The 21956-nt window shown below is 54.7% G+C and carries 20 protein-coding genes; 13 read left to right on the forward strand and 7 right to left on the reverse strand.

All coding sequences use genetic code 11. The features are described 5' to 3' along the window. Positions 1–108 precede the first annotated feature (108 nt). The 9 genes from hycA (at position 109) to hycI (ending at position 7971) form a co-directional block, all read left to right on the forward strand. Positions 109–570: a formate hydrogenlyase regulator HycA gene (gene hycA, locus RTW80_RS09825; protein ID WP_000158056.1), complete on the forward strand. Its 462-nt coding sequence runs from the start codon at positions 109–111 to the stop codon at positions 568–570. Between the two features lie 124 nt (positions 571–694). After that, the gene (gene hycB, locus RTW80_RS09830) at positions 695–1306 is read left to right on the forward strand and encodes a formate hydrogenlyase subunit HycB (RefSeq protein ID WP_001079186.1); all 612 of its coding nucleotides are present in this window, start codon (positions 695–697) and stop codon (positions 1304–1306) included. Beyond that, positions 1303–3129, forward strand: coding sequence for a formate hydrogenlyase subunit 3 (gene hycC, locus RTW80_RS09835; RefSeq protein ID WP_001274388.1), 1827 nt, complete (start codon positions 1303–1305; stop codon positions 3127–3129). Before hycB ends, hycC begins: the two co-directional genes overlap by 4 nt. Positions 3130–3131: 2 nt before the next feature. Further along, positions 3132–4055 carry a formate hydrogenlyase subunit HycD gene (gene hycD / locus RTW80_RS09840; protein WP_000115224.1) on the forward strand — a complete coding sequence of 308 codons (924 nt, stop codon included), beginning with the start codon at positions 3132–3134 and terminating at the stop codon, positions 4053–4055. A gap of 17 nt (positions 4056–4072) precedes the next feature. Beyond that, positions 4073–5782 (forward strand): formate hydrogenlyase subunit HycE, encoded by a 1710-nt coding sequence (gene hycE / locus RTW80_RS09845; protein ID WP_001288122.1) that lies wholly within the window; start codon positions 4073–4075, stop codon positions 5780–5782. A 9-nt stretch (positions 5783–5791) separates the two neighbouring features. Next, the gene (gene hycF, locus RTW80_RS09850) at positions 5792–6334 is read left to right on the forward strand and encodes a formate hydrogenlyase subunit HycF (protein ID WP_000493785.1); all 543 of its coding nucleotides are present in this window, start codon (positions 5792–5794) and stop codon (positions 6332–6334) included. Beyond that, positions 6334–7101, forward strand: a complete 768-nt coding sequence (gene hycG / locus RTW80_RS09855) for a formate hydrogenlyase subunit HycG (protein ID WP_063119328.1) — start codon at positions 6334–6336, stop codon at positions 7099–7101. The genes hycF and hycG overlap by 1 nt, the downstream gene beginning before the upstream one ends. Continuing rightward, on the forward strand, positions 7098–7508 hold the full coding sequence (hycH, locus tag RTW80_RS09860; RefSeq protein WP_001291921.1) for a formate hydrogenlyase assembly protein HycH: 411 nt from the start codon (positions 7098–7100) through the stop codon (positions 7506–7508). The genes hycG and hycH overlap by 4 nt, the downstream gene beginning before the upstream one ends. Continuing rightward, on the forward strand, positions 7501–7971 hold the full coding sequence (gene hycI, locus RTW80_RS09865; protein WP_000132961.1) for a hydrogenase maturation peptidase HycI: 471 nt from the start codon (positions 7501–7503) through the stop codon (positions 7969–7971). Before hycH ends, hycI begins: the two co-directional genes overlap by 8 nt. A 158-nt stretch (positions 7972–8129) precedes the next feature. On the opposite strand, the gene ascB is transcribed toward hycI, so the two are convergent. Then, entirely contained in the window at positions 8130–9554 is a 1425-nt protein-coding gene (ascB, locus tag RTW80_RS09870) for a 6-phospho-beta-glucosidase AscB (protein WP_000110363.1), read from the reverse strand. A gap of 8 nt (positions 9555–9562) precedes the next feature. Further along, positions 9563–11020: a PTS cellobiose/arbutin/salicin transporter subunit IIBC gene (gene ascF / locus RTW80_RS09875; protein ID WP_063119329.1), complete on the reverse strand. Its 1458-nt coding sequence runs from the start codon at positions 11018–11020 to the stop codon at positions 9563–9565. Positions 11021–11279: 259 nt separating this feature from the next. Here ascF and ascG point away from each other — a divergent pair, with 259 nt between their 5' ends. From ascG to hypF, 3 genes are all read left to right on the forward strand, one after another. Then, on the forward strand, positions 11280–12290 hold the full coding sequence (gene ascG, locus RTW80_RS09880; RefSeq protein WP_032174543.1) for a DNA-binding transcriptional regulator AscG: 1011 nt from the start codon (positions 11280–11282) through the stop codon (positions 12288–12290). A gap of 148 nt (positions 12291–12438) precedes the next feature. Further along, on the forward strand, positions 12439–12966 hold the full coding sequence (gene hydN / locus RTW80_RS09885) for an electron transport protein HydN (protein ID WP_001078777.1): 528 nt from the start codon (positions 12439–12441) through the stop codon (positions 12964–12966). A 152-nt stretch (positions 12967–13118) separates the two neighbouring features. Continuing rightward, a complete protein-coding gene (gene hypF, locus RTW80_RS09890) occupies positions 13119–15371 on the forward strand; it encodes a carbamoyltransferase HypF (RefSeq protein ID WP_001107639.1) in 2253 nt (750 codons plus the stop codon). Between the two features lie 127 nt (positions 15372–15498). Here the strand turns inward: hypF and norW are convergent, their stop codons facing one another. Beyond that, positions 15499–16632, reverse strand: a complete 1134-nt coding sequence (norW, locus tag RTW80_RS09895; RefSeq protein ID WP_032247430.1) for an NADH:flavorubredoxin reductase NorW — start codon at positions 16630–16632, stop codon at positions 15499–15501. Next, the gene (norV, locus tag RTW80_RS09900; RefSeq protein ID WP_000029618.1) at positions 16629–18068 is read right to left on the reverse strand and encodes an anaerobic nitric oxide reductase flavorubredoxin; all 1440 of its coding nucleotides are present in this window, start codon (positions 18066–18068) and stop codon (positions 16629–16631) included. The genes norW and norV overlap by 4 nt, the downstream gene beginning before the upstream one ends. A 186-nt stretch (positions 18069–18254) precedes the next feature. On the opposite strand from norV, the gene norR reads away from it, so the two are divergent. Continuing rightward, the gene (norR, locus tag RTW80_RS09905) at positions 18255–19769 is read left to right on the forward strand and encodes a nitric oxide reductase transcriptional regulator NorR (RefSeq protein WP_000010751.1); all 1515 of its coding nucleotides are present in this window, start codon (positions 18255–18257) and stop codon (positions 19767–19769) included. On the opposite strand, the gene gutQ is transcribed toward norR, so the two are convergent. From gutQ to gutM, 3 genes are all read right to left on the reverse strand, one after another. Continuing rightward, complete coding sequence (gutQ, locus tag RTW80_RS09910; protein ID WP_001287397.1) at positions 19766–20731, reverse strand: arabinose-5-phosphate isomerase GutQ; 966 nt, start codon at positions 20729–20731, stop codon at positions 19766–19768. The genes norR and gutQ overlap by 4 nt on opposite strands. Then, a complete protein-coding gene (gene srlR, locus RTW80_RS09915) occupies positions 20724–21497 on the reverse strand; it encodes a glucitol operon DNA-binding transcriptional repressor SrlR (RefSeq protein ID WP_000804550.1) in 774 nt (257 codons plus the stop codon). The genes gutQ and srlR overlap by 8 nt, the downstream gene beginning before the upstream one ends. A gap of 66 nt (positions 21498–21563) precedes the next feature. Then, complete coding sequence (gutM, locus tag RTW80_RS09920; RefSeq protein WP_000252907.1) at positions 21564–21923, reverse strand: transcriptional regulator GutM; 360 nt, start codon at positions 21921–21923, stop codon at positions 21564–21566. Positions 21924–21956: the final 33 nt, after the last annotated feature.

The following is a 21956-nucleotide window of genomic DNA, read 5'->3' on the forward strand; positions in this document are numbered from 1 at the left end:
GGCGACGAAATTCATTTTTAGCTTAAAAATCTCTTTAATAACAATAAATTAAAAGTTGGCACAAAAAATGCTTAAAGCTGGCATCTCTGTTAAACGGGTAACCTGACAATGACTATTTGGGAAATAAGCGAGAAAGCCGATTACATCGCACAGCGGCATCGTCGCCTACAGGACCAGTGGCACATCTACTGCAATTCGCTGGTTCAGGGGATCACGTTATCGAAAGCGCGCCTGCATCACGCCATGAGCTGCGCGCCGGACAAAGAACTCTGTTTCGTCCTTTTTGAACATTTTCGCATTTACGTCACCCTGGCGGATGGCTTTAACAGCCACACCATCGAGTATTACGTCGAAACAAAAGATGGCGAAGACAAACAGCGGATTGCGCAGGCGCAACTGAGCATTGACGGCATGATTGATGGCAAGGTCAACATCCGCGATCGCGAACAGGTTCTGGAACACTATCTCGAAAAAATCGCTGGCGTTTACGACAGCTTATACACCGCTATTGAAAACAATGTGCCGGTGAATTTAAGCCAACTGGTAAAGGGACAAAGCCCGGCAGCATGAGCTGAGGCTTTGCCCGTTTTGCAGGCGTTACGCCTGTTTGGGGATGGGCGTGTCGATGAGTGTCGAAAATGACATTTCATCGGCATGTTTTCGTCAAAAATGACAATCACCTGAGGAATGCCTGGTGAATCGTTTTGTAATTGCTGACTCCACGCTCTGTATCGGCTGCCACACTTGTGAGGCCGCCTGTTCAGAGACGCATCGCCAGCACGGCCTGCAATCAATGCCGCGCCTGAGAGTGATGCTGAATGAAAAAGAATCTGCGCCGCAGCTCTGTCACCACTGTGAAGATGCACCCTGCGCGGTGGTCTGCCCGGTTAACGCCATCACCCGCGTTGATGGGGCCGTGCAGTTGAATGAAAGCCTGTGCGTAAGCTGCAAGCTGTGCGGCATCGCCTGCCCGTTTGGCGCAATTGAATTTTCCGGCAGCCGTCCGCTGGATATTCCGGCAAACGCCAATACCCCGAAAGCGCCACCGGCACCGCCTGCTCCGGCGCGTGTCAGCACATTGCTTGACTGGGTGCCAGGTATTCGCGCGATCGCCGTCAAATGTGACCTTTGTAGCTTTGATGAACAAGGTCCGGCCTGCGTGCGGATGTGCCCGACTAAAGCCCTGCATCTGGTGGATAACACCGATATCGCCCGCGTCAGCAAACGTAAGCGTGAGCTGACCTTTAACACGGACTTTGGCGATCTCACCTTGTTTCAGCAGGCTCAAAGTGGAGAGGCTAAATGAGCGCAATTTCCCTGATCAATAGCGGCGTGGCGTGGTTTGTCGCCGCCGCTGTTCTGGCATTTCTCTTTTCTTTTCAAAAAGCGTTAAGTGGCTGGATAGCTGGAATTGGCGGCGCGGTTGGTAGTCTGTATACGGCAGCCGCGGGCTTCACTGTACTGACTGGCGCGGTTGGCGTGAGCGGTGCGCTGTCGCTGGTAAGCTACGATGTGCAAATCTCTCCGCTTAACGCGATTTGGCTGATTACGCTCGGTCTGTGCGGTCTGTTTGTCAGCCTCTACAACATTGACTGGCATCGCCACGCGCAGGTGAAGTGCAACGGCTTGCAGATCAATATGTTGATGGCTGCCGCCGTCTGCGCCGTCATTGCCAGCAACCTCGGCATGTTCGTGGTAATGGCCGAAATCATGGCCCTGTGCGCGGTGTTCCTCACCAGCAACAGCAAAGAGGGCAAACTGTGGTTTGCGCTGGGGCGTCTTGGCACTCTGCTGCTGGCGATTGCTTGCTGGCTGCTGTGGCAGCGTTACGGCACGCTGGATCTGCGCCTGCTGGATATGCGTATGCAACAGCTGCCGCTCGGTTCCGATATCTGGCTGCTCGGAGTGATTGGCTTTGGCCTACTGGCCGGGATTATTCCGCTGCACGGCTGGGTGCCGCAGGCACATGCGAACGCCTCTGCGCCAGCTGCCGCGTTGTTTTCTACGGTAGTCATGAAAATTGGCCTGCTGGGCATTTTAACCCTGTCACTGCTGGGCGGTAATGCACCGCTGTGGTGGGGGATCGCGCTGCTGGTGCTCGGCATGATCACCGCGTTTGTCGGTGGTCTGTATGCGCTGATGGAGCACAACATCCAGCGCCTGCTGGCTTACCACACCCTGGAAAATATCGGCATCATCCTGCTGGGGCTGGGCGCTGGCGTAACGGGTATCGCGCTCGAACAACCGGCGCTGATTGCTCTTGGCCTGGTCGGTGGTCTGTACCATCTGCTTAACCATAGCCTGTTCAAAAGCGTACTGTTCCTCGGGGCGGGGAGCGTCTGGTTCCGTACCGGTCATCGCGATATCGAAAAACTCGGTGGTATTGGCAAGAAAATGCCGGTTATCTCCATCGCCATGTTAGTCGGGCTGATGGCAATGGCTGCGCTGCCGCCGCTGAATGGTTTTGCCGGGGAATGGGTTATCTATCAATCATTTTTCAAACTGAGCAATAGTGGCGCGTTTGTTGCCCGTCTGCTGGGGCCGCTGCTCGCTGTGGGGCTGGCAATTACCGGTGCGCTGGCGGTGATGTGTATGGCGAAAGTCTATGGCGTCACGTTCCTCGGCGCGCCGCGTACCAAAGAAGCCGAAAACGCCACCTGTGCGCCGCTCCTGATGAGCGTAAGCGTAGTGGCACTGGCGATTTGCTGCGTAATTGGCGGTGTTGCTGCGCCGTGGCTACTGCCGATGCTCTCTGCTGCTGTACCTCTGCCGCTGGAGCCTGCTAACACCACCGTTTCTCAACCGATGATCACGTTGCTGCTGATTGCCTGCCCGCTGCTGCCATTCATCATTATGGCGATTTGCAAAGGCGATCGTTTGCCATCGCGTTCCCGCGGTGCGGCCTGGGTGTGCGGTTACGACCACGAAAAATCAATGGTGATTACCGCTCACGGTTTTGCCATGCCGGTGAAACAGGCGTTTGCGCCGGTGCTGAAACTACGCAAATGGCTGAATCCGGTGTCTCTGGTGCCGGGCTGGCAGTGCGAGGGGAGTGCGTTGCTGTTCCGCCGGATGGCGCTGGTTGAACTGGCGGTACTGGTGGTGATTATTGTTTCACGAGGAGCCTGAGAATGAGTGTTTTATATCCGTTAATTCAGGCGCTGGTGTTATTTGCCGTTGCGCCGCTGCTCTCCGGTATAACCCGCGTGGCGCGCGCCCGCTTGCATAACCGTCGCGGGCCGGGCGTGTTGCAGGAGTATCGCGACATTATCAAACTGCTGGGGCGTCAGAGCGTCGGCCCGGATGCCTCCGGCTGGGTGTTCCGCCTGACGCCGTATGTGATGGTGGGCGTCATGCTGACTATCGCTACTGCGCTGCCGGTGGTGACCGTCGGTTCTCCGCTGCCGCAACTGGGTGATTTGATCACCTTACTGTATCTCTTTGCCATCGCGCGTTTCTTCTTTGCCATTTCTGGTCTGGATACCGGTAGCCCGTTTACCGCTATCGGCGCGAGCCGTGAAGCGATGCTTGGCGTGCTGGTCGAACCGATGCTGCTGCTTGGTCTGTGGGTTGCCGCACAGGTTGCCGGTTCCACCAACATCAGCAACATCACCGACACCGTTTATCACTGGCCGCTGAGCCAGAGCATCCCGCTGGTACTGGCGCTTTGTGCCTGTGCGTTCGCCACCTTTATCGAAATGGGCAAACTGCCGTTCGACCTGGCGGAAGCCGAGCAGGAGCTGCAGGAAGGCCCGCTCTCTGAATACAGCGGCAGCGGCTTTGGCGTCATGAAATGGGGTATCAGCCTGAAACAGCTGGTGGTGTTGCAGATGTTCGTCGGGGTGTTTATTCCGTGGGGACAAATGGAAACCTTCACCGCCGGTGGACTGCTGCTGGCGCTGGTGATTGCCATCGTAAAACTGGTGGTCGGCGTCCTGGTTATCGCGCTGTTCGAAAACAGCATGGCCCGTCTGCGTCTTGATATTACTCCGCGCATTACCTGGGCTGGGTTTGGCTTTGCATTTTTAGCGTTCGTCTCCTTGCTGGCGGCGTGATTAAAGAGAGTTTGAGCATGTCTGAAGAAAAATTAGGTCAACATTATCTCGCCGCGCTGAATGAGGCATTTCCGGGCGTCGTGCTGGACCACGCCTGGCAGACCAAAGATCAGCTGACTGTCACCGTAAAGGTGAACTACCTGCCGGAAGTGGTGGAGTTTCTTTACTACAAACAGGGTGGCTGGCTGTCGGTGCTGTTTGGTAACGACGAACGCAAACTGAATGGTCATTACGCCGTTTACTACGTGCTGTCGATGGAGAAGGGCACTAAGTGTTGGATTACGGTTCGCGTCGAAGTTGACGCCAACAAACCGGAATATCCGTCCGTGACGCCGCGCGTTCCGGCGGCGGTGTGGGGCGAGCGTGAAGTGCGCGATATGTACGGTTTGATTCCGGTTGGTCTGCCGGATGAACGTCGTCTGGTGCTGCCGGATGACTGGCCGGATGAACTTTATCCGCTGCGTAAAGACAGCATGGATTATCGTCAGCGTCCGGCACCGACCACCGATGCTGAAACCTACGAGTTCATCAACGAACTGGGCGACAAGAAAAACAACGTCGTGCCGATTGGTCCGCTGCACGTCACTTCTGATGAACCGGGCCACTTCCGTCTGTTCGTCGATGGCGAAAACATTATCGACGCCGACTACCGTCTGTTCTACGTCCATCGCGGCATGGAAAAACTGGCGGAAACCCGTATGGGTTATAACGAAGTGACCTTCCTCTCTGACCGTGTGTGCGGGATCTGCGGCTTTGCCCACAGCACCGCCTACACCACGTCGGTGGAAAACGCGATGGGTATTCAGGTGCCAGAACGTGCGCAGATGATCCGCGCCATTCTGCTGGAGGTAGAACGCTTGCACTCGCATCTGCTCAACCTTGGCCTGGCCTGTCACTTTACCGGCTTCGACTCCGGCTTTATGCAGTTCTTCCGCGTGCGTGAAACCTCCATGAAAATGGCAGAGATCCTTACCGGTGCGCGTAAAACCTACGGCCTGAACTTGATCGGCGGGATTCGTCGCGATCTGCTGAAAGACGACATGATCCAGACCCGCCAGCTGGCACAACAGATGCGTCGTGAAGTGCAGGAGCTGGTGGATGTGCTGCTGAGCACTCCGAACATGGAACAGCGCACTGTCGGCATTGGTCGTCTGGACCCGGAAATCGCTCGCGACTTCAGTAACGTCGGCCCGATGGTCCGTGCCAGCGGTCACGCCCGTGATACCCGCGCCGATCACCCGTTTGTCGGCTATGGCCTGCTACCAATGGAAGTCCACAGCGAGCAGGGCTGCGACGTTATTTCCCGTCTGAAAGTGCGTATCAACGAAGTCTATACCGCGCTGAACATGATCGACTACGGTCTGGATAACCTGCCGGGTGGCCCACTGATGGTGGAAGGCTTTACCTACATTCCGCACCGCTTTGCGCTGGGCTTTGCCGAAGCGCCGCGCGGCGATGATATCCACTGGAGCATGACCGGCGACAACCAGAAGCTGTACCGCTGGCGCTGCCGTGCCGCGACCTACGCGAACTGGCCGACCCTGCGCTACATGCTGCGCGGCAACACCGTTTCCGATGCGCCGCTGATTATCGGTAGCCTCGACCCTTGCTACTCCTGTACCGACCGCATGACCGTGGTCGATGTGCGTAAGAAGAAGAGCAAAGTGGTGCCGTACAAAGAACTCGAGCGTTACAGCATTGAGCGTAAAAACTCGCCGCTGAAATAAGGAATCGCCATGTTTACCTTTATCAAAAAAGTCATCAAAACCGGCACGGCGACCTCGTCTTATCCGCTGGAGCCGATTGCGGTTGATAAAAACTTCCGTGGTAAGCCAGAGCAGAACCCGCAGCAGTGCATCGGCTGCGCGGCCTGCGTCAATGCCTGCCCGTCAAACGCCTTAACGGTTGAAACTGACCTCGCCACAGGAGAGCTTGCCTGGGAGTTTAATCTTGGGCGCTGCATCTTCTGTGGACGCTGCGAAGAAGTCTGCCCGACGGCGGCGATCAAACTGTCGCAAGAGTACGAACTGGCGGTGTGGAAGAAAGAAGACTTCCTGCAACAGTCCCGCTTCGCGCTGTGCAACTGCCGCGTCTGCAATCGTCCTTTCGCCGTCCAGAAAGAGATCGACTACGCCATTGCGCTGCTTAAGCACAACGGCGACAGCCGCGCGGAAAACCACCGCGAAAGCTTTGAGACTTGCCCGGAATGTAAGCGCCAGAAATGCCTGGTGCCGTCCGACCGTATTGAACTGACTCGCCATATGAAAGAGGCCATCTGATGAGCAATTTATTAGGCCCCCGTGACGCCAACGGCATTCCGGTCCCCATGACGGTGGATGAATCCATCGCCAGCATGAAGGCGTCGTTACTGAAAAAAATCAAACGTTCTGCCTATGTTTACCGCGTGGACTGCGGCGGCTGCAACGGTTGCGAAATCGAAATTTTCGCCACTTTATCGCCGCTGTTTGATGCAGAACGCTTCGGCATTAAAGTCGTTCCTTCACCGCGTCATGCGGATATTTTACTGTTTACCGGCGCGGTCACCCGTGCAATGCGATCCCCTGCGCTGCGTGCGTGGCAGTCCGCGCCGGACCCGAAAATTTGTATCTCCTACGGTGCCTGCGGTAACAGCGGCGGGATCTTCCACGATCTCTACTGCGTGTGGGGCGGTACGGATAAAATTGTCCCTGTGGATGTTTATATCCCTGGCTGCCCGCCAACGCCTGCCGCCACGCTGTACGGCTTTGCAATGGCGCTCGGCCTGCTGGAGCAGAAAATTCACGCCCGTGGGCCGGGTGAACTGGATGAACAACCGGCGGAGATCCTGCATGGCGATATGGTGCAGCCGCTGCGCGTGAAAGTGGATCGCGAATCACGTCGCCTGGCGGGTTATCGTTACGGTCGTCAGATTGCCGATGATTACCTTACACAGTTAGGGCAGGGCGAAGAACAGGTTGCACGCTGGCTGGAAGCGGAAAACGATCCGCGTCTGAACGAGATTGTCAGCCATCTGAATCATGTTGTTGAAGAGGCGCGTATCCGATGAGTGAAAAGGTGGTGTTCAGTCAACTGAGCCGTAAATTTATTGATGAGAACGATGCCACGCCCGCCGAGGCGCAGCAGGTGGTCTATTACAGCCTGGCGATTGGTCACCACCTTGGGGTTATCGATTGCCTGGAAGCGGCGCTCACCTGCCCGTGGGATGAATATCTGGCATGGATTGCCACTCTGGAGGCAGGCAGTGAAGCCCGCCGCAAAATGGAAGGCGTGCCGAAATATGGTGAGATCGTCATCGACATTAACCATGTGCCGATGCTGGCCAACGCATTCGATAAAGCCCGGGCAGCGCAAACTTCGCAGCAGCAGGAATGGAGTACAATGCTGTTAAGTATGCTGCATGATATTCATCAGGAAAACGCCATCTATTTGATGGTGAGGAGACTGCGTGACTGACGTTTTACTCTGTGTTGGCAATAGCATGATGGGCGATGATGGCGCAGGTCCGCTGCTGGCGGAAAAGTGCGCCGCCGCGCCGAAAGGTAACTGGGTGGTGATTGACGGCGGTAGCGCACCGGAAAACGACATCGTCGCTATCCGTGAACTGCGCCCGACACGACTGCTGATTGTCGACGCCACGGATATGGGGCTAAACCCCGGCGAGATCCGCATCATCGACCCGGATGATATCGCCGAGATGTTTATGATGACTACCCATAACATGCCGTTGAATTACCTTATCGACCAGTTGAAAGAAGATATTGGCGAAGTGATTTTCCTCGGCATTCAGCCGGATATCGTCGGCTTTTACTACCCGATGACCCAGCCGATTAAAGATGCGGTAGAAACCGTTTATCAACGACTGGAAGGCTGGGAAGGAAATGGCGGCTTCGCGCAGTTAGCGGTGGAAGAAGAGTAGTTTTTCATTAAGGAATCAGGACAGGGATGTTCTTGATGGGGTGAACCAGCTCTGATGCCAAATGCTAAATTGCCCGATGCGCTGCGCTTATCGGGCCTTCATGGTTCGTGCGACATGTAGGCCGGATAAGGCGTTCACGCCGCATCCGGCACTGTTACCTACTCTAAATCTTCCCCATTACTGGCAATCACTTTTTTATACCACCAGAATGATTTCTTACGCGTGCGCGTCAGCGTACCGTTGCCTGCGTCGTCACGGTCAACAAAGACAAAGCCGTAGCGTTTGCTCATTTCACCCGTAGAGGCGGAAACTAAATCAATACAGCCCCATGTGGTGTAGCCCATCAGCGGAATGCCGTCTGCAATCGCTTCGCCCATTGCGCGGATATGTTCGCGTAAGTAGCTGATGCGATAGTCGTCGTTAATCTCGCCATTGGCAGCAAATTCATCTTTTGCGCCCAGGCCGTTTTCCACCAGAAACAGCGGCTTCTGATAACGATCGTACATCATATTCATGGTGATACGCAGACCGAGTGGATCAATTCCCCAGCCCCAGTCGCTCACCTGTAGATACGGATTACGCAGCGATTTCACCACGTTCGCCGCACTGCTGTTGTTGGCGTTCATCTCCGCCGAGGCGCAGCGCGAGGCGTAATAGCTGAAAGAGACAAAATCGACGGTGTTTTTCAGGATTTCATCATCGCCCGGTGCTTTGTTGATGGTTACCCCTTTTTCGCGGAATACGCGGGCAGAGTAAGCCGGATACGTGCCCCGCGCCTGCACATCGATAAAAAACAGGTTTTCCCGGTCTTTCTCCAGCGCCGCCCAGACATCTTCCGGCTTGCAACTGTAAGGGTAGAAGTTACCGCCCGCCAGCATACAGCCCACCTGATTTTGCGGGTTAACCTCATGGGCGATTTTGGTGGCTAGCGCACTGGCAACCAGCTGGTGATGCGCGGCCTGATATTTCACCTGATCCTGATTTTCACCTTCTTCAAACACCAGACCCGCGCCGGAGAACGGGCTATGCAACATAATGTTGATTTCATTGAAGGTTAGCCAGTATTTCACCAGACCATCAAATGCTTCAAAGCAGGTTCTGGCGTAGCGGCTGAAAAACTCCACCAGCTTGCGGTTACGCCAGGAGCCATATTCGGTGACCAGATGCATCGGCACATCGAAGTGGCACAACGTGACCAGCGGTTCGATACCGTACTTTTTACACTCTTCAAAGACAGAACGATAAAAAGCAATGCCCTGCTGATTGGGCGTGATTTCATCGCCCTGCGGAAAGAGACGGCTCCAGGCAATTGAGGTACGGAAAACCTTGAATCCCATCTCTGCCATCAGGGCGATATCTTCTTTATAACGATGATAAAAATCCGTCGCCTCATGGCTGGGATAAAACTCGTCATCTCGCAACTGAAAACGTTTTTCCAGCCCCAGTTTCACCGCCATTCGATGCTCGCCGTGTGGGATCATATCGACAGTGGTCAGACCTTTGTCACCTTCACGGAACGCACCTTCAGACTGGTTGGCGGCAAGCGCGCCGCCCCATAAAAAACTTTCTGGAAATACTGACATTTTCATCCTCAATTAAGACTTACTTCTTTGGCGACGGTCGGTTGTACGCTCTGATACTTTCGCGCCTGGGCAGCCGCTTCCTCAACAGGAATATCCTCAAAGCCGAGCAACAGTGTGAGGATAAACGACAGCACCACCGCCAGCGCCATGACCGCGAACACCCAGACGATGCTCATTGGATTCGCCGGATCGAAGAACTGCACGCTGGTAAATAGCCCCGGCGCTGCCATTGAGTGGCTGGCAAGCCCCGCCATACCGGCAACCGCGCCGCAAATAAAACCGCTGATAAGACTGGCGATAAGCGGACGTTTCAGGCGGATCGCCACGCCATATAACGCCGGTTCGGAAATCCCCGCCATAATGGCTGATGCCGCCGCAGCCAGCGCCGTCTGACGCAGTTCCGGGTTTTTCGTTTTCCACGCCACTGCCAGTGATGAACCGCCCAGCGACAGGTTAGCGCCGATCTCTGACGGCATGACCATCCCTTCTTTGCCGGTTTCGGCAATGGTCTGAATGATGGTTGGCGTAAAGACGCGGTGCATCCCGGTCATTACCAGCAGAGGCCACAGCGCGCCCATAATGGCGACTGAAAGCCAGCCCAGATAACCATGAATGGTGTAAACCAGCGCCGAAATGGCGCTACCGATCCAGATACCAATCGGGCCAATCAGCAGGATTGCCAGCGGTGCGGCAATCAACACAATCAGCATTGGTTTGAGGAAGTTTTTGGTCACCGCCGGTGTAATGCTGTCCACCCAGCGTTCGATATATGACAGGCACCAGGTCATCACCAGCGCCGGGATCACCGTGTAGGTGTATTTCACCGCGGTGACCGGAATCAGGGCAAATTCGACATGTTCACCCTGGGCCGCTTTCGCCATCAGTTCAATAAAACTCGGATGTACCAGCACACCCGCGATGGCAATCGCCAGCGACATATTGGTTTTAAATTTGATGGCGGCAGATGCCGCGACCATCAGCGGCAGGAAGAAGAAAGCACCGTCACCAATCACATTCAGAATGGTTAAGATCGGCGATCCTTTTGTCAGCACGCCGCTCATCTCGAGGATCATTGCCAGCAGTTTGACCATCGATCCGCCGATAATCGCCGGGATCAGCGGTGACATGGTGCCGATCAGCGCATCGAGGATCCCCGCACCAATGCGACGTAGCGTGAGTTTGGGTTTACCCACGGGCTGTGCGGGCTGCATATCTCCCGGCAGCAGGCTGACGACTTCCTGAAAGGCTTGTGAAACGGTATTGCCGATAATCACCTGACACTGGTTGTCACTACGTACCACGCCGAGCACGCCGGGGATGGTTTTTAACGTCGGGCTGTCGATAAGCGCATCATCTTTGATAACAAAGCGCAACCGCGTCATACAGTGCGTGACCGCCGAGATGTTATCAACGCCGCCCAGTGCCGCTATCACCGAGCGTGCCAGCGCCGCATAATTTTTGGCCATCGGATTTTATCCTGTTATCAGTAGGGTAGATGTAGTTGTTATCAGTCGACGTGACGGAAAAATGCCGATGCTGAAACGGAATTAAGAAACCGGTTTCACAAAATCATGAATAGTTGTCACTAAATAAGCAAGAGAGTGAATTGTTCATTTTTTATATTTGTGAAACCGGTCACCTGAATATTTTTCCCGCCGATTGTGCAAGGACAATCGGCAAACGGTGCAGTACACTGCGTTGATTGCGTGTAAAGGGATGAAAATGATGACGACAATGCTGGAAGTGGCGAAGCGCGCCGGGGTTTCAAAAGCGACCGTTTCCCGCGTGCTTTCAGGTAATGGCTACGTCAGCCAGGAGACTAAAGATCGCGTGTTTCAGGCGGTAGAAGAGAGCGGTTACCGTCCAAACTTGCTGGCGCGCAATCTGTCGGCGAAGAGTACTCAGACGCTGGGGCTGGTAGTGACCAACACGCTTTACCACGGCATTTATTTTAGTGAATTACTGTTTCATGCCGCGCGAATGGCGGAAGAGAAAGGGCGACAGTTGCTATTGGCAGATGGTAAACACAGCGCCGAAGAAGAGCGCCAGGCGATTCAGTATCTGCTGGATTTGCGCTGCGACGCCATTATGATTTACCCGCGTTTTTTAAGCGTGGATGAGATCGATGACATCATTGACGCGCACAGTCAGCCGATAATGGTGCTTAATCGCCGCCTGCGCAAAAATAGCAGCCATAGCGTCTGGTGCGATCATAAACAGACCAGCTTTAACGCCGTGGCAGAGTTGATAAACGCCGGGCATCAGGAGATTGCTTTCCTTACCGGCTCGATGGATTCCCCCACCAGCATTGAACGTCTTGCCGGGTATAAAGACGCGCTGGCGCAGCATGGTATTGCGCTCAATGAACAACTTATCGCTAACGGTAAATGGACGCCCGCCAGCGGGGCCGAAGGGGTAGAAACGTTGCTCGAACGTGGGGCTAAATTTAGCGCGTTAGTTGCCAGTAACGACGATATGGCGATAGGTGCGATGAAAGCGTTGCACGAGCGCGGCGTAGCGGTGCCAGAGCAGGTGTCAGTTATCGGATTCGATGATATCGCAATTGCCCCCTATATCGTTCCGGCGCTCTCCAGCGTAAAAATTCCGGTGACTGAGATGATTCAGGAAATTATTGGACGGCTGATTTTTATGCTCGATGGGGGCGCTTACACACCGCCGAAAACCTTCAGCGGAAAACTGATCCGCCGCGACTCACTCATTGCTCTTTCGCGATAAACATTGTCATCACATGTCATCGTCACTAGTGTCGATGACATCTTTTTTCCTGCATTACAGAAATTAATTTCCTTAAATAACAGTAAATTAAAAACTGGCATGATTTGTGAATGTATCGGCGTATTAACTGTCATTGCTGGAGAATTTGATGAACCGTTTCATCATTGCTGACGCGAGTAAATGTATTGGTTGCCGTACCTGTGAAGTGGCGTGCGTGGTTTCTCATCAGGAAAATCAGGACTGTGCATCGCTGACCCCGGAAACATTTTTACCGCGTATCCATGTCATTAAAGGTGTGAACATTTCCACGGCGACAGTTTGCCGTCAGTGTGAAGATGCACCGTGCGCTAACGTCTGCCCGAATGGTGCTATCAGCCGTGATAAAGGGTTTGTTCATGTGATGCAGGAACGTTGCATTGGTTGCAAAACCTGCGTGGTGGCTTGCCCGTATGGCGCGATGGAAGTGGTGGTACGTCCGGTGATTCGCAACAGCGGCGCGGGGCTGAATGTACGGGCTGACAAAGCCGAAGCCAATAAATGCGACCTGTGCAACCATCGTGAAGACGGCCCGGCGTGTATGGCGGCTTGCCCGACCCATGCGCTGATTTGTGTCGATCGTAATAAACTTGAACAACTGAGCGCAGAAAAACGTCGCCGTACTGCGCTGATGTTCTAAAAATCTTACAGAACTGTTCTGGCATCAAAGGAATTCCCGGAAATATTCGTAGAATACGGAGCTGGCGGTATCGCCGACCTGAGACTGCCGGATACGACGCAGTCGTGTCCGGCAGGGCGGGTTACGCAATTCATGATGGCGGGAATAACTCAATGGCAAAAAACACATCTTGCGGTGTCCAACTGCGTATTCGTGGCAAAGTGCAGGGCGTCGGTTTTCGTCCGTTTGTCTGGCAGCTGGCACAGCAATTAAATCTTCACGGCGATGTCTGTAATGACGGCGATGGCGTAGAAGTCCGGCTGCTGGAAGACCCGGAAACGTTTCTTGTTCAATTGCATCAGCACTGTCCGCCACTGGCGCGTATTGATAGCGTCGAGCGTGAGCCGTTTATCTGGTCACAACTGCCCACCGAGTTCACTATCCGCCAGAGCGCGGGCGGTGCCATGAATACGCAAATTGTCCCGGATGCTGCCACTTGCCATGCTTGCCTTGCCGAAATGAATACCCCAGGCGAACGGCGTTATCGTTATCCGTTTATCAACTGTACCCACTGCGGCCCGCGCTTCACCATTATTCGCGCCATGCCTTACGACCGCCCGTTTACCGTGATGGCGGCGTTTCCGCTGTGTCCGGCCTGTGATAAAGAGTACCGTGACCCGCTCGATCGTCGCTTCCACGCCCAGCCGGTGGCCTGCCCGGAGTGTGGCCCGCATCTTGAATGGGTAAGTCATGGTGAACATGCAGAACAAGAGGCGGCATTACAGGCAGCTATCGCACAGTTAAAAATGGGCAACATTGTCGCCATCAAAGGGATTGGCGGATTTCATCTTGCCTGCGATGCACGTAACAGTAACGCGGTGGCGACACTGCGGGCACGCAAACATCGCCCGGCGAAACCGCTGGCGGTTATGTTGCCAGTGGCAGAAGGTTTACCAGACGCTGCGCGCCAGTTGCTTACCACGCCCGCCGCGCCGATTGTGCTGGTGGATAAAAAATACGTTCCTGAGCTTTGTGATGATATCGCCCCTGGCCTTAACGAAGTCGGGGTGATGTTGCCTGCGAACCCGCTCCAGCATTTGCTGTTACAGGAACTGCAATGCCCGCTGGTGATGACCTCCGGCAACCTGAGCGGTAAACCACCGGCTATCAGCAACGAACAGGCGCTGGCGGATTTGCAGGGCATTGCCGACGGATTCTTGATACATAACCGCGACATCGTGCAGCGGATGGATGATTCGGTGGTGCGCGAAAGCGGCGAAATGCTGCGCCGTTCGCGGGGGTATGTGCCGGATGCGCTGGCTTTGCCTCTGGGCTTTAAAAATGTTCCGCCTGTGCTGTGTCTCGGCGCGGATCTGAAAAACACCTTCTGCCTGGTGCGCGGTGAACAAGCGGTGTTGAGTCAGCATCTGGGCGATTTAAGTGACGATGGCATCCAGATGCAGTGGCGCGAAGCGTTACGCCTGATGCAAAACATCTACGATTTCACTCCGCAATACGTTGTGCATGACGCGCATCCGGGCTATGTCTCCAGCCAGTGGGCGCGCGAAATGAATCTGCCGACGCAAACGGTGCTGCATCATCATGCCCACGCAGCGGCGTGTCTGGCAGAGCATCAGTGGCCGCTGGATGGCGGTGATGTCATTGCTTTGACGCTCGACGGTATCGGTATGGGGGAGAACGGCGCTTTGTGGGGCGGCGAGTGCCTGCGGGTGAACTATCGCGAATGCCAGCACCTGGGCGGCTTGCCTGCGGTGGCGCTTCCGGGTGGCGATTTGGCAGCGAAGCAGCCGTGGCGAAACCTGCTGGCGCAGTGCCTGCGCTTTGTGCCGGAGTGGCAGAATTACTCTGAAACAGCAAGTGTGCAACAGCAAAACTGGAGCGTGCTGGCGCGGGCCATTGAGCGTGGAATTAACGCGCCGCTGGCGTCATCGTGTGGGCGTTTTTTCGATGCAGTGGCGGCGGCACTGGGCTGTGCGCCAGCCACGTTAAGTTATGAAGGTGAAGCGGCTTGTGCTCTGGAGGCGCTCGCAGCCTCATGCCACGGAGTGACGCATCCGGTGACAATGCCGCGGGTGGACAATCAACTGGATCTCGCCACTTTCTGGCAGCAGTGGCTGAACTGGCAGGCACCGGTTAATCAACGCGCGTGGGCGTTTCATGATGCGCTGGCGCAGGGTTTTGCCGCGTTGATGCGTGAGCAGGCCACGATGCGTGGTATCACTACGCTGGTATTTAGCGGCGGGGTTATTCATAACCGTTTGCTGCGTGCACGTCTGGCGCATTATCTCGCTGATTTCACATTGCTCTTTCCACAGAGTTTACCGGCGGGTGATGGCGGTTTGTCTCTGGGGCAGGGGGTTATTGCTGCGGCGCGTTGGTTAGCGGGTGAAGTCCAGAACGGATAAAACGTGTTGCATTTGGACACCATTGCCGGATGCGGCGTAAACGCCTTATCCGGCCTACACATGCGTCCCCGTAGGTCGGATAAGACGCGCCAGCGTCGCATCCGACATTTTAGGCACAGTAGCCCACCTACATCGGCAATGTTTTCAACAATCCAAATGCCTCTTTCATCCGATCCTCACTGACCACAAAGGCGCGAAGCTGGTCAGCATCGTCAACGCCGCGCGCCACCATTCCCTGGCGTTCGGTATTAATTTGCCAGCGTAAATCCTGACGCTGGGTTTCGCCTGCCAGATGCAGCGGTAATTCCGGCGTTTTGATTTTCACCAGCATCGCCGGGAGTTTCAGCGGCGTGTTATTGCCGAGAAGATTTTTTGCCAGCACTATCGCGCTAAGTTGAATCGGCTGGAGGAACGGCAATACCTGACCGTTAATTTCCGCGCAATCGCCCAGCGCGTAAATATCGGTATTACTGGTTTGCAGATAACTATCGACGCAAACGCCGCGATTAATCGTCAGCCCGGCGCGTCGTGCCAGGGCGGTTTCCGGGCGCAGTCCGGTGGCGGCAATTACCGCATCCACTTCGATGCTACGCTGGCGGTCCAGCGTTGCCAGAATGCCAGAATCCGTTTTTTCCAGCCCCTGTAACTGAGATTTCAACAGCAGATGAACGCCCATCTCCGTCAACCGATGCTGCAAGCGGCTGCTTACTTCCGGTGGCATTAACGACGCCAGAATACTGGCAGCGTTGTCGATTAGCGTGACCGCTTTGCCTGCACGACAAAAATCCATCGCCAGTTCGCTACCAATCAAACCACCGCCAACAATCAACACGCGTCGGGCATCCCGCAGTTGCGTTTCACAGGCGCGATACTCTTGCTGACTATTTAACGTCAGCATTAACTCACGCCCAGGCACAGGCGGGACAAAGGCACTGGCACCGGTTGCCAGTACTAGCTTGTCGTATTGCCACTGATTATTCTGGCTTTTCACCACACGGGCTTCGGCATCGATATCCGTCACCCAGGTTTGTGGAAACAGGTGCAGATTAAACTGCTCGGCAAATTCACCCGCCGTCTGGCGGGTAAGGTCATCGGCACGTTGCCCCTGACTGATAACATGGCTGAGGTCAGGTTTGTTGTACTCATCCATGCTGTCGGCGGCAATCAGGGTTAATGGAATACTGGCGTCCTGTTTGCGAATATTTTTCACCAGTTGGCGGGCGGCGAAGCCCGAACCAATGATCACAATGCCGTTGCTCATTTTGCCTCCGATGCCAGTTCGTCAAAGACGTCTTTGCCGAGAGAGCATTCCGGGCAGAGGAAGTTATCCGGAACTTCACTCCACGGCGTTCCTGGCGCAACGTCCTGCATTGGCTCGCCTTTTGCCGGATCGTAAATCCACTGGCAGACGCTGCACTGCATCCGTGGGCCGAGGTCGGACTTCGTGGTGGCAGAGGTTTCTTCTTTAACCACCGTATTCACCGTGCTCTGCGGCAGCGGCGCGAGCGCCCACTGACGGGCGATTTCGCGACCGTGTTCACGGCATAACTCCAGAGCGTCCTGGTCTGGTCGCCATTTGGCTTTCAGGCTAAGCGACATTTCGAAACCCGCATCCTGCAGGCGCGTGGAAAGACGATCCACTGCACCGCCGCTCCAGCCGTGAGAGCCGAAAGCACTGGCGCGTTTGTTACGGAAGCGTAATCCGGTCATCTCCTCCACCAGCCCGGCGATTTTCGGCATCATCACGTTATTCATCGTCGAAGTGCCGACCAGCACGCCTTTTGAGCGGAAGACATTGGTCAGGATTTCGTTTTTATCGCTTCGGGCGACGTTGAAAATTTTCACCGCCACGCGTGGGTCGGTTTCCGCAATCCCCTGGGCGATAGCGTCAGCCATCATGCGGGTGTTATTCGACATGGTGTCGTAGAAAATGGTGATTCTGTCTTCCTGATAATCAGCCGCCCATTTCAGGTACAGCTCGACAATTTGCGTCGGGTTATCGCGCCATACCACGCCGTGGGAAGTGGCTATCATATCGACTGGTAAGTTAAAGCCCAGGATCTCGGTAATTTTCGGTGTTACCAGGCGGCTGAACGGCGTCAGGATATTGGCGTAGTAACGCTGGCACTGCTCGAAAAGCTCCGTCTGATCCACTTCATCGTTGAACAGATGCTCGTCGCAGTAGTGCTGACCGAAAGCATCGTTACTGAACAGCACCGCGTCGCCTGTCAGGTAAGTCATCATGCTGTCCGGCCAGTGCAGCATTGGTGTTTCGACAAAAATGAGCTGTTTGCCGTTGCCGATATCCAGCGTGTCGCCAGTTTTCACCACATTAAAATTCCACTCCGGATGATGGTGATGACCATTTATCGAGTCGATAGCGTTGGCTGTACAGTAGATCGGCGTATCGGGAATTTGTGCCATCAGTTCGGTCAGCGCCCCAGCGTGGTCCTCTTCAGCATGGTTAATCACGATGTAATCGATATCCGCCAGATCGATTTCATTACGCAGGTTCTGCACAAATTCGCGGCTGAATTTATGGTCGACGGTGTCGATCAGCACGTTTTTTTCTTCGCGGATGAGGTAGCTGTTGTAGCTGCTGCCGCGCAGCGTTTTATATTCCGTGCCGTGAAAATCTCGTACTTCCCAGTCACGTTGACCCACCCAATGAATGTTATTTTTCACCACAATAGACATAGCAACCTCAATTTATTCAGCGTGTTCTAAAAAGATGTCTTGCTAATTGCAGATTGCGTGCCAGTTTTTTATCTGATTGTTTTTACTCTATAAATAAAATTATGCCCATTAATGAGTAGTCAAAATGACTATCAATCAAATGGTCGATATGACAATGTCTATAGTCAAATTGACAGTGAGGCAAAGATGAGTTTTTCCGTTGATGTGCTGGCGAATATCGCCATCGAATTGCAGCGTGGGATTGGTCACCAGGATCGTTTTCAGCGCCTGATCACCACGCTACGTCAGGTGCTGGAGTGCGATGCGTCTGCGTTGCTACGTTACGATTCGCGGCAGTTTATTCCGCTTGCCATCGACGGTCTGGCAAAGGATGTACTCGGTAGACGCTTTGCGCTGGAAGGGCATCCACGGCTTGAAGCGATTGCCCGCGCCGGGGACGTGGTGCGCTTTCCTGCAGACAGCGAATTGCCCGATCCCTATGACGGTTTGATTCCCGGGCAGGAGAGTCTGAAGGTTCACGCCTGCGTTGGTCTGCCATTGTTTGCCGGACAAAACCTGATCGGCGCACTGACGCTCGACGGGATGCAGCCCGATCAGTTCGATGTTTTCAGCGACGAAGAGTTACGGCTGATTGCCGCGCTGGCGGCGGGAGCGTTAAGCAATGCGTTGCTGATTGAACAACTGGAAAGCCAGAATATGCTGCCAGGCGATGCCACGCCGTTTGAAGCGGTGAAACAGACGCAGATGATTGGCTTGTCCCCTGGCATGACGCAACTGAAGAAAGAGATTGAGATTGTGGCGGCGTCCGATCTCAACGTTCTGATCAGCGGTGAGACGGGAACCGGTAAGGAGCTGGTGGCGAAAGCGATTCATGAGGCCTCGCCACGGGCGGTGAATCCGCTGGTCTATCTCAACTGTGCCGCACTGCCGGAAAGTGTGGCGGAAAGTGAGTTGTTCGGGCATGTGAAAGGAGCGTTTACTGGCGCTATCAGTAACCGCAGTGGGAAGTTTGAAATGGCGGATAACGGCACGCTGTTTCTCGATGAGATCGGCGAGTTGTCGTTGGCATTGCAGGCCAAGCTGCTGAGGGTGTTGCAGTATGGCGATATTCAGCGCGTTGGCGATGACCGCAGTTTGCGGGTCGATGTGCGCGTGCTGGCGGCGACTAACCGCGACTTACGCGAAGAGGTGCTGGCAGGGCGATTCCGCGCCGATTTGTTTCATCGCCTGAGTGTGTTTCCACTTTCGGTGCCGCCGCTGCGTGAGCGGGGCGATGATGTCATTCTGCTGGCGGGGTATTTCTGCGAGCAGTGTCGTTTGCGGCTGGGGCTCTCCCGCGTGGTATTAAGTGCCGGAGCGCGAAATTTACTGCAACACTATCGTTTTCCGGGGAACGTGCGCGAACTGGAACATGCTATTCATCGGGCGGTAGTGCTGGCGAGAGCCACCCGCAACGGCGATGAAGTGATTCTTGAGGCGCAACATTTTGCTTTTCCTGAGGTGACGTTGCCGCCGCCAGAAGCGGCGGCGGTGCCCGTTGTTAAGCAAAACCTGCGTGAAGCGACAGAAGCGTTCCAGCGTGAAACTATTCGCCAGGCACTGGCACAAAATCATCATAACTGGGCTGCCTGCGCGCGGATGCTGGAAACCGACGTCGCCAACCTGCATCGGCTGGCGAAACGTCTGGGAATGAAGGATTAAATAATCCCGGCCTGATAGAAATCCTGCAGGTTAATTGCGCCGGTGAGTTTGCCGTTTTCATCTACCACCGGTGCGGCAGTGATTTTGCGCTTCATCAGGATCTCTTTGGCGTCGATGGCGCGACTTTGCGATTGCAACGTGGTGCCGCCGACCGTCATCGCTTCATTAACTGGCGTGGTGAGTGCGCCGCCGCCAACCAGCCAGCGACGTAAATCGCCGTCGGTAAAGACGCCTTGTACCTGTTGTTGAGCGTCACATACCGCCACCAGCCCCAGACCGGTGCGGCTGAGTTCCAGCATCGCATCCATCACGCTGGCGGTTAACGCCACCTGTGGGATGGCATCGTCACGGCGCATCAGATGATGCACTTTATTCAGCAAGCGAGCGCCCAGTGCCCCGGCTGGGTGGGAGCGGGCAAAATCTTCTTCATTAAATCCGCGCGCCTGCATGACCGCCATCGCCAGCGCGTCACCCATCATCAGGGTATTGACGGTGCTGGAGGTCGGCGCAAGGTGCATCGGGCAGGCTTCGCGTTCTACGGAGATATCCAGCACCGCTTTCGCCGCCAGGCCCAGCGGTGACGTCGGTTTGCCGGTCATCGCCAGCAGCGCGATAGATTTATCTTCCAGACGCGGAATAATGAGATCCAGTTCCTTCGCGCCACCGGAGTAAGAGATAAACAGCATCACATCGCGGCTTTCGATCATCCCCAGATCGCCGTGCAGTGCTTCTGCCGGATGGACAAAAAAAGCCGGTGTGCCGGTACTGGCAAGTGTTGCGGCGATTTTCTTACCAATGTGGCCCGATTTGCCAATTCCCGAAACCACCACTTTGCCTTCGCAGTGCAGGATGATATTGGCGGCGCGAACAAAATCATCGCCCAGACGTTCCGGTAAACGGCTTGCTTCCTGCAATTCCAGTATTAACGTCTGACGTCCCGCGTTCAGTAGTGCTTCACTCATTGCTCTCTCCGGTTATGATCACATCGATCCCTTTCTCTTCCAGCGCCTGACGAAACGCCGGATCGATACCTGCGTCGGTAATCAGCTTATCGACGCTTTCAAGACTGCAAACTACGTTGGGGCTTTTACGGCCAAACTTTGATGAGTCCGCCATCAAAATCACTTCGCGTGCGGCATTGCACATTGCCTTACTGACGGTATAAACCTCGTTGAAGGTGGTTACGCCCGCATTGAGATCGATGCCGTCTGTACCCATGAATAATTTGTCGAAGGTGAAATGCTCGAAGGCATTCTCTGCCAGTTGCCCGTGAAATGAGGCCGATTTTTTGCGAAATGTTCCGCCTGGCATCAGGATAGTTTGTTCGTTATCCAGTTCGGATAGCGCATTGACGATATGCAGGCTGTTGGTCATCACCGTGATGTTATTAAAGCGCGAGAGCAGGGGAACCATCTGCAAAACGGTACTGCCAGCATCAAGAATGATCGAATCGCCATCATGGATAAAACTAACGGCAGCTTCTGCAATCAGCTCTTTCTTGTGGGTGTTGATGAGCGTTTTATGATCGATAGGCGGATCGGATTCCTCTTTATTCAACACCACTCCGCCATAAGTACGAATGACGGTTCCGGCATGTTCCAGAATGACCAGATCTTTGCGAATGGTTGTGCCTGTGGTGTCAAAGTATTGCGCCAATTCTTCAACCGAGCATTTACCCTGCTTTTGCAGATACTCCAGAATGGCGGCCTGACGCTGACGAGGTTTCATGGGCGTGATTACCTGATTTAGGTTTCAAAATGATAACTTCGCAAGCAAGTAACATTCACAACGAAATTATCCACGTTTCAGTTTAAGCGCCAATGATAGAGCATTCTGTGATAGTGGATCATGGGGAAAGATCACATCGGGCTGTAAATCACCCGCATGCATGCCGGTAATTGCGGGAATTTTTTGCGGTCGGGCGAAGATGGTCAGTCCTTTCATAAACAAGGTGTCGACGATGCGCTGCTGATCGTCCAGCGCGATGGCGACCACGACCCGCGGTTTAAAGCGCCCGCTGGAACGGCCCACGCCAACCCGACCTTGCTGGCATAGTGTGTCGAAGGCACGGTTAAAACGAGAAATTTGCCAGCCGCCTAAGGCCAGTTGCGCACACCAGGCGATAACGGCGACAGTGATGAGTGCGGATACCATAACTTTTCCTTAATGTAGTGGCGGAAGTCCTGT

The sequence above is a fragment of the Escherichia sp. AM3 genome, from assembly GCF_032029835.1.
GTDB classification, from domain to species: Bacteria; Pseudomonadota; Gammaproteobacteria; order Enterobacterales; family Enterobacteriaceae; genus Escherichia; species Escherichia coli.

What these genes read in the sequence shown, in the direction of transcription:
- norW (WP_032247430.1), bottom strand. Translation starts at nt 16,632, where the DNA reads ATGAGCAACGGCATTGTGATCATTGGTTCGGGCTTCGCCGCCCGCCAA.
- hypF (WP_001107639.1), top strand. Translation starts at nt 13,119, where the DNA reads ATGGCAAAAAACACATCTTGCGGTGTCCAACTGCGTATTCGTGGCAAA.
- gutQ (WP_001287397.1), bottom strand. Translation starts at nt 20,731, where the DNA reads ATGAGTGAAGCACTACTGAACGCGGGACGTCAGACGTTAATACTGGAA.
- hydN (WP_001078777.1), top strand. Translation starts at nt 12,439, where the DNA reads ATGAACCGTTTCATCATTGCTGACGCGAGTAAATGTATTGGTTGCCGT.
- hycG (WP_063119328.1), top strand. Translation starts at nt 6,334, where the DNA reads ATGAGCAATTTATTAGGCCCCCGTGACGCCAACGGCATTCCGGTCCCC.
- srlR (WP_000804550.1), bottom strand. Translation starts at nt 21,497, where the DNA reads ATGAAACCTCGTCAGCGTCAGGCCGCCATTCTGGAGTATCTGCAAAAG.
- hycF (WP_000493785.1), top strand. Translation starts at nt 5,792, where the DNA reads ATGTTTACCTTTATCAAAAAAGTCATCAAAACCGGCACGGCGACCTCG.
- norV (WP_000029618.1), bottom strand. Translation starts at nt 18,068, where the DNA reads ATGTCTATTGTGGTGAAAAATAACATTCATTGGGTGGGTCAACGTGAC.
- ascF (WP_063119329.1), bottom strand. Translation starts at nt 11,020, where the DNA reads ATGGCCAAAAATTATGCGGCGCTGGCACGCTCGGTGATAGCGGCACTG.
- ascG (WP_032174543.1), top strand. Translation starts at nt 11,280, where the DNA reads ATGACGACAATGCTGGAAGTGGCGAAGCGCGCCGGGGTTTCAAAAGCG.
- hycH (WP_001291921.1), top strand. Translation starts at nt 7,098, where the DNA reads ATGAGTGAAAAGGTGGTGTTCAGTCAACTGAGCCGTAAATTTATTGAT.
- hycC (WP_001274388.1), top strand. Translation starts at nt 1,303, where the DNA reads ATGAGCGCAATTTCCCTGATCAATAGCGGCGTGGCGTGGTTTGTCGCC.
- hycD (WP_000115224.1), top strand. Translation starts at nt 3,132, where the DNA reads ATGAGTGTTTTATATCCGTTAATTCAGGCGCTGGTGTTATTTGCCGTT.
- norR (WP_000010751.1), top strand. Translation starts at nt 18,255, where the DNA reads ATGAGTTTTTCCGTTGATGTGCTGGCGAATATCGCCATCGAATTGCAG.
- gutM (WP_000252907.1), bottom strand. Translation starts at nt 21,923, where the DNA reads ATGGTATCCGCACTCATCACTGTCGCCGTTATCGCCTGGTGTGCGCAA.
- ascB (WP_000110363.1), bottom strand. Translation starts at nt 9,554, where the DNA reads ATGTCAGTATTTCCAGAAAGTTTTTTATGGGGCGGCGCGCTTGCCGCC.
- hycA (WP_000158056.1), top strand. Translation starts at nt 109, where the DNA reads ATGACTATTTGGGAAATAAGCGAGAAAGCCGATTACATCGCACAGCGG.
- hycE (WP_001288122.1), top strand. Translation starts at nt 4,073, where the DNA reads ATGTCTGAAGAAAAATTAGGTCAACATTATCTCGCCGCGCTGAATGAG.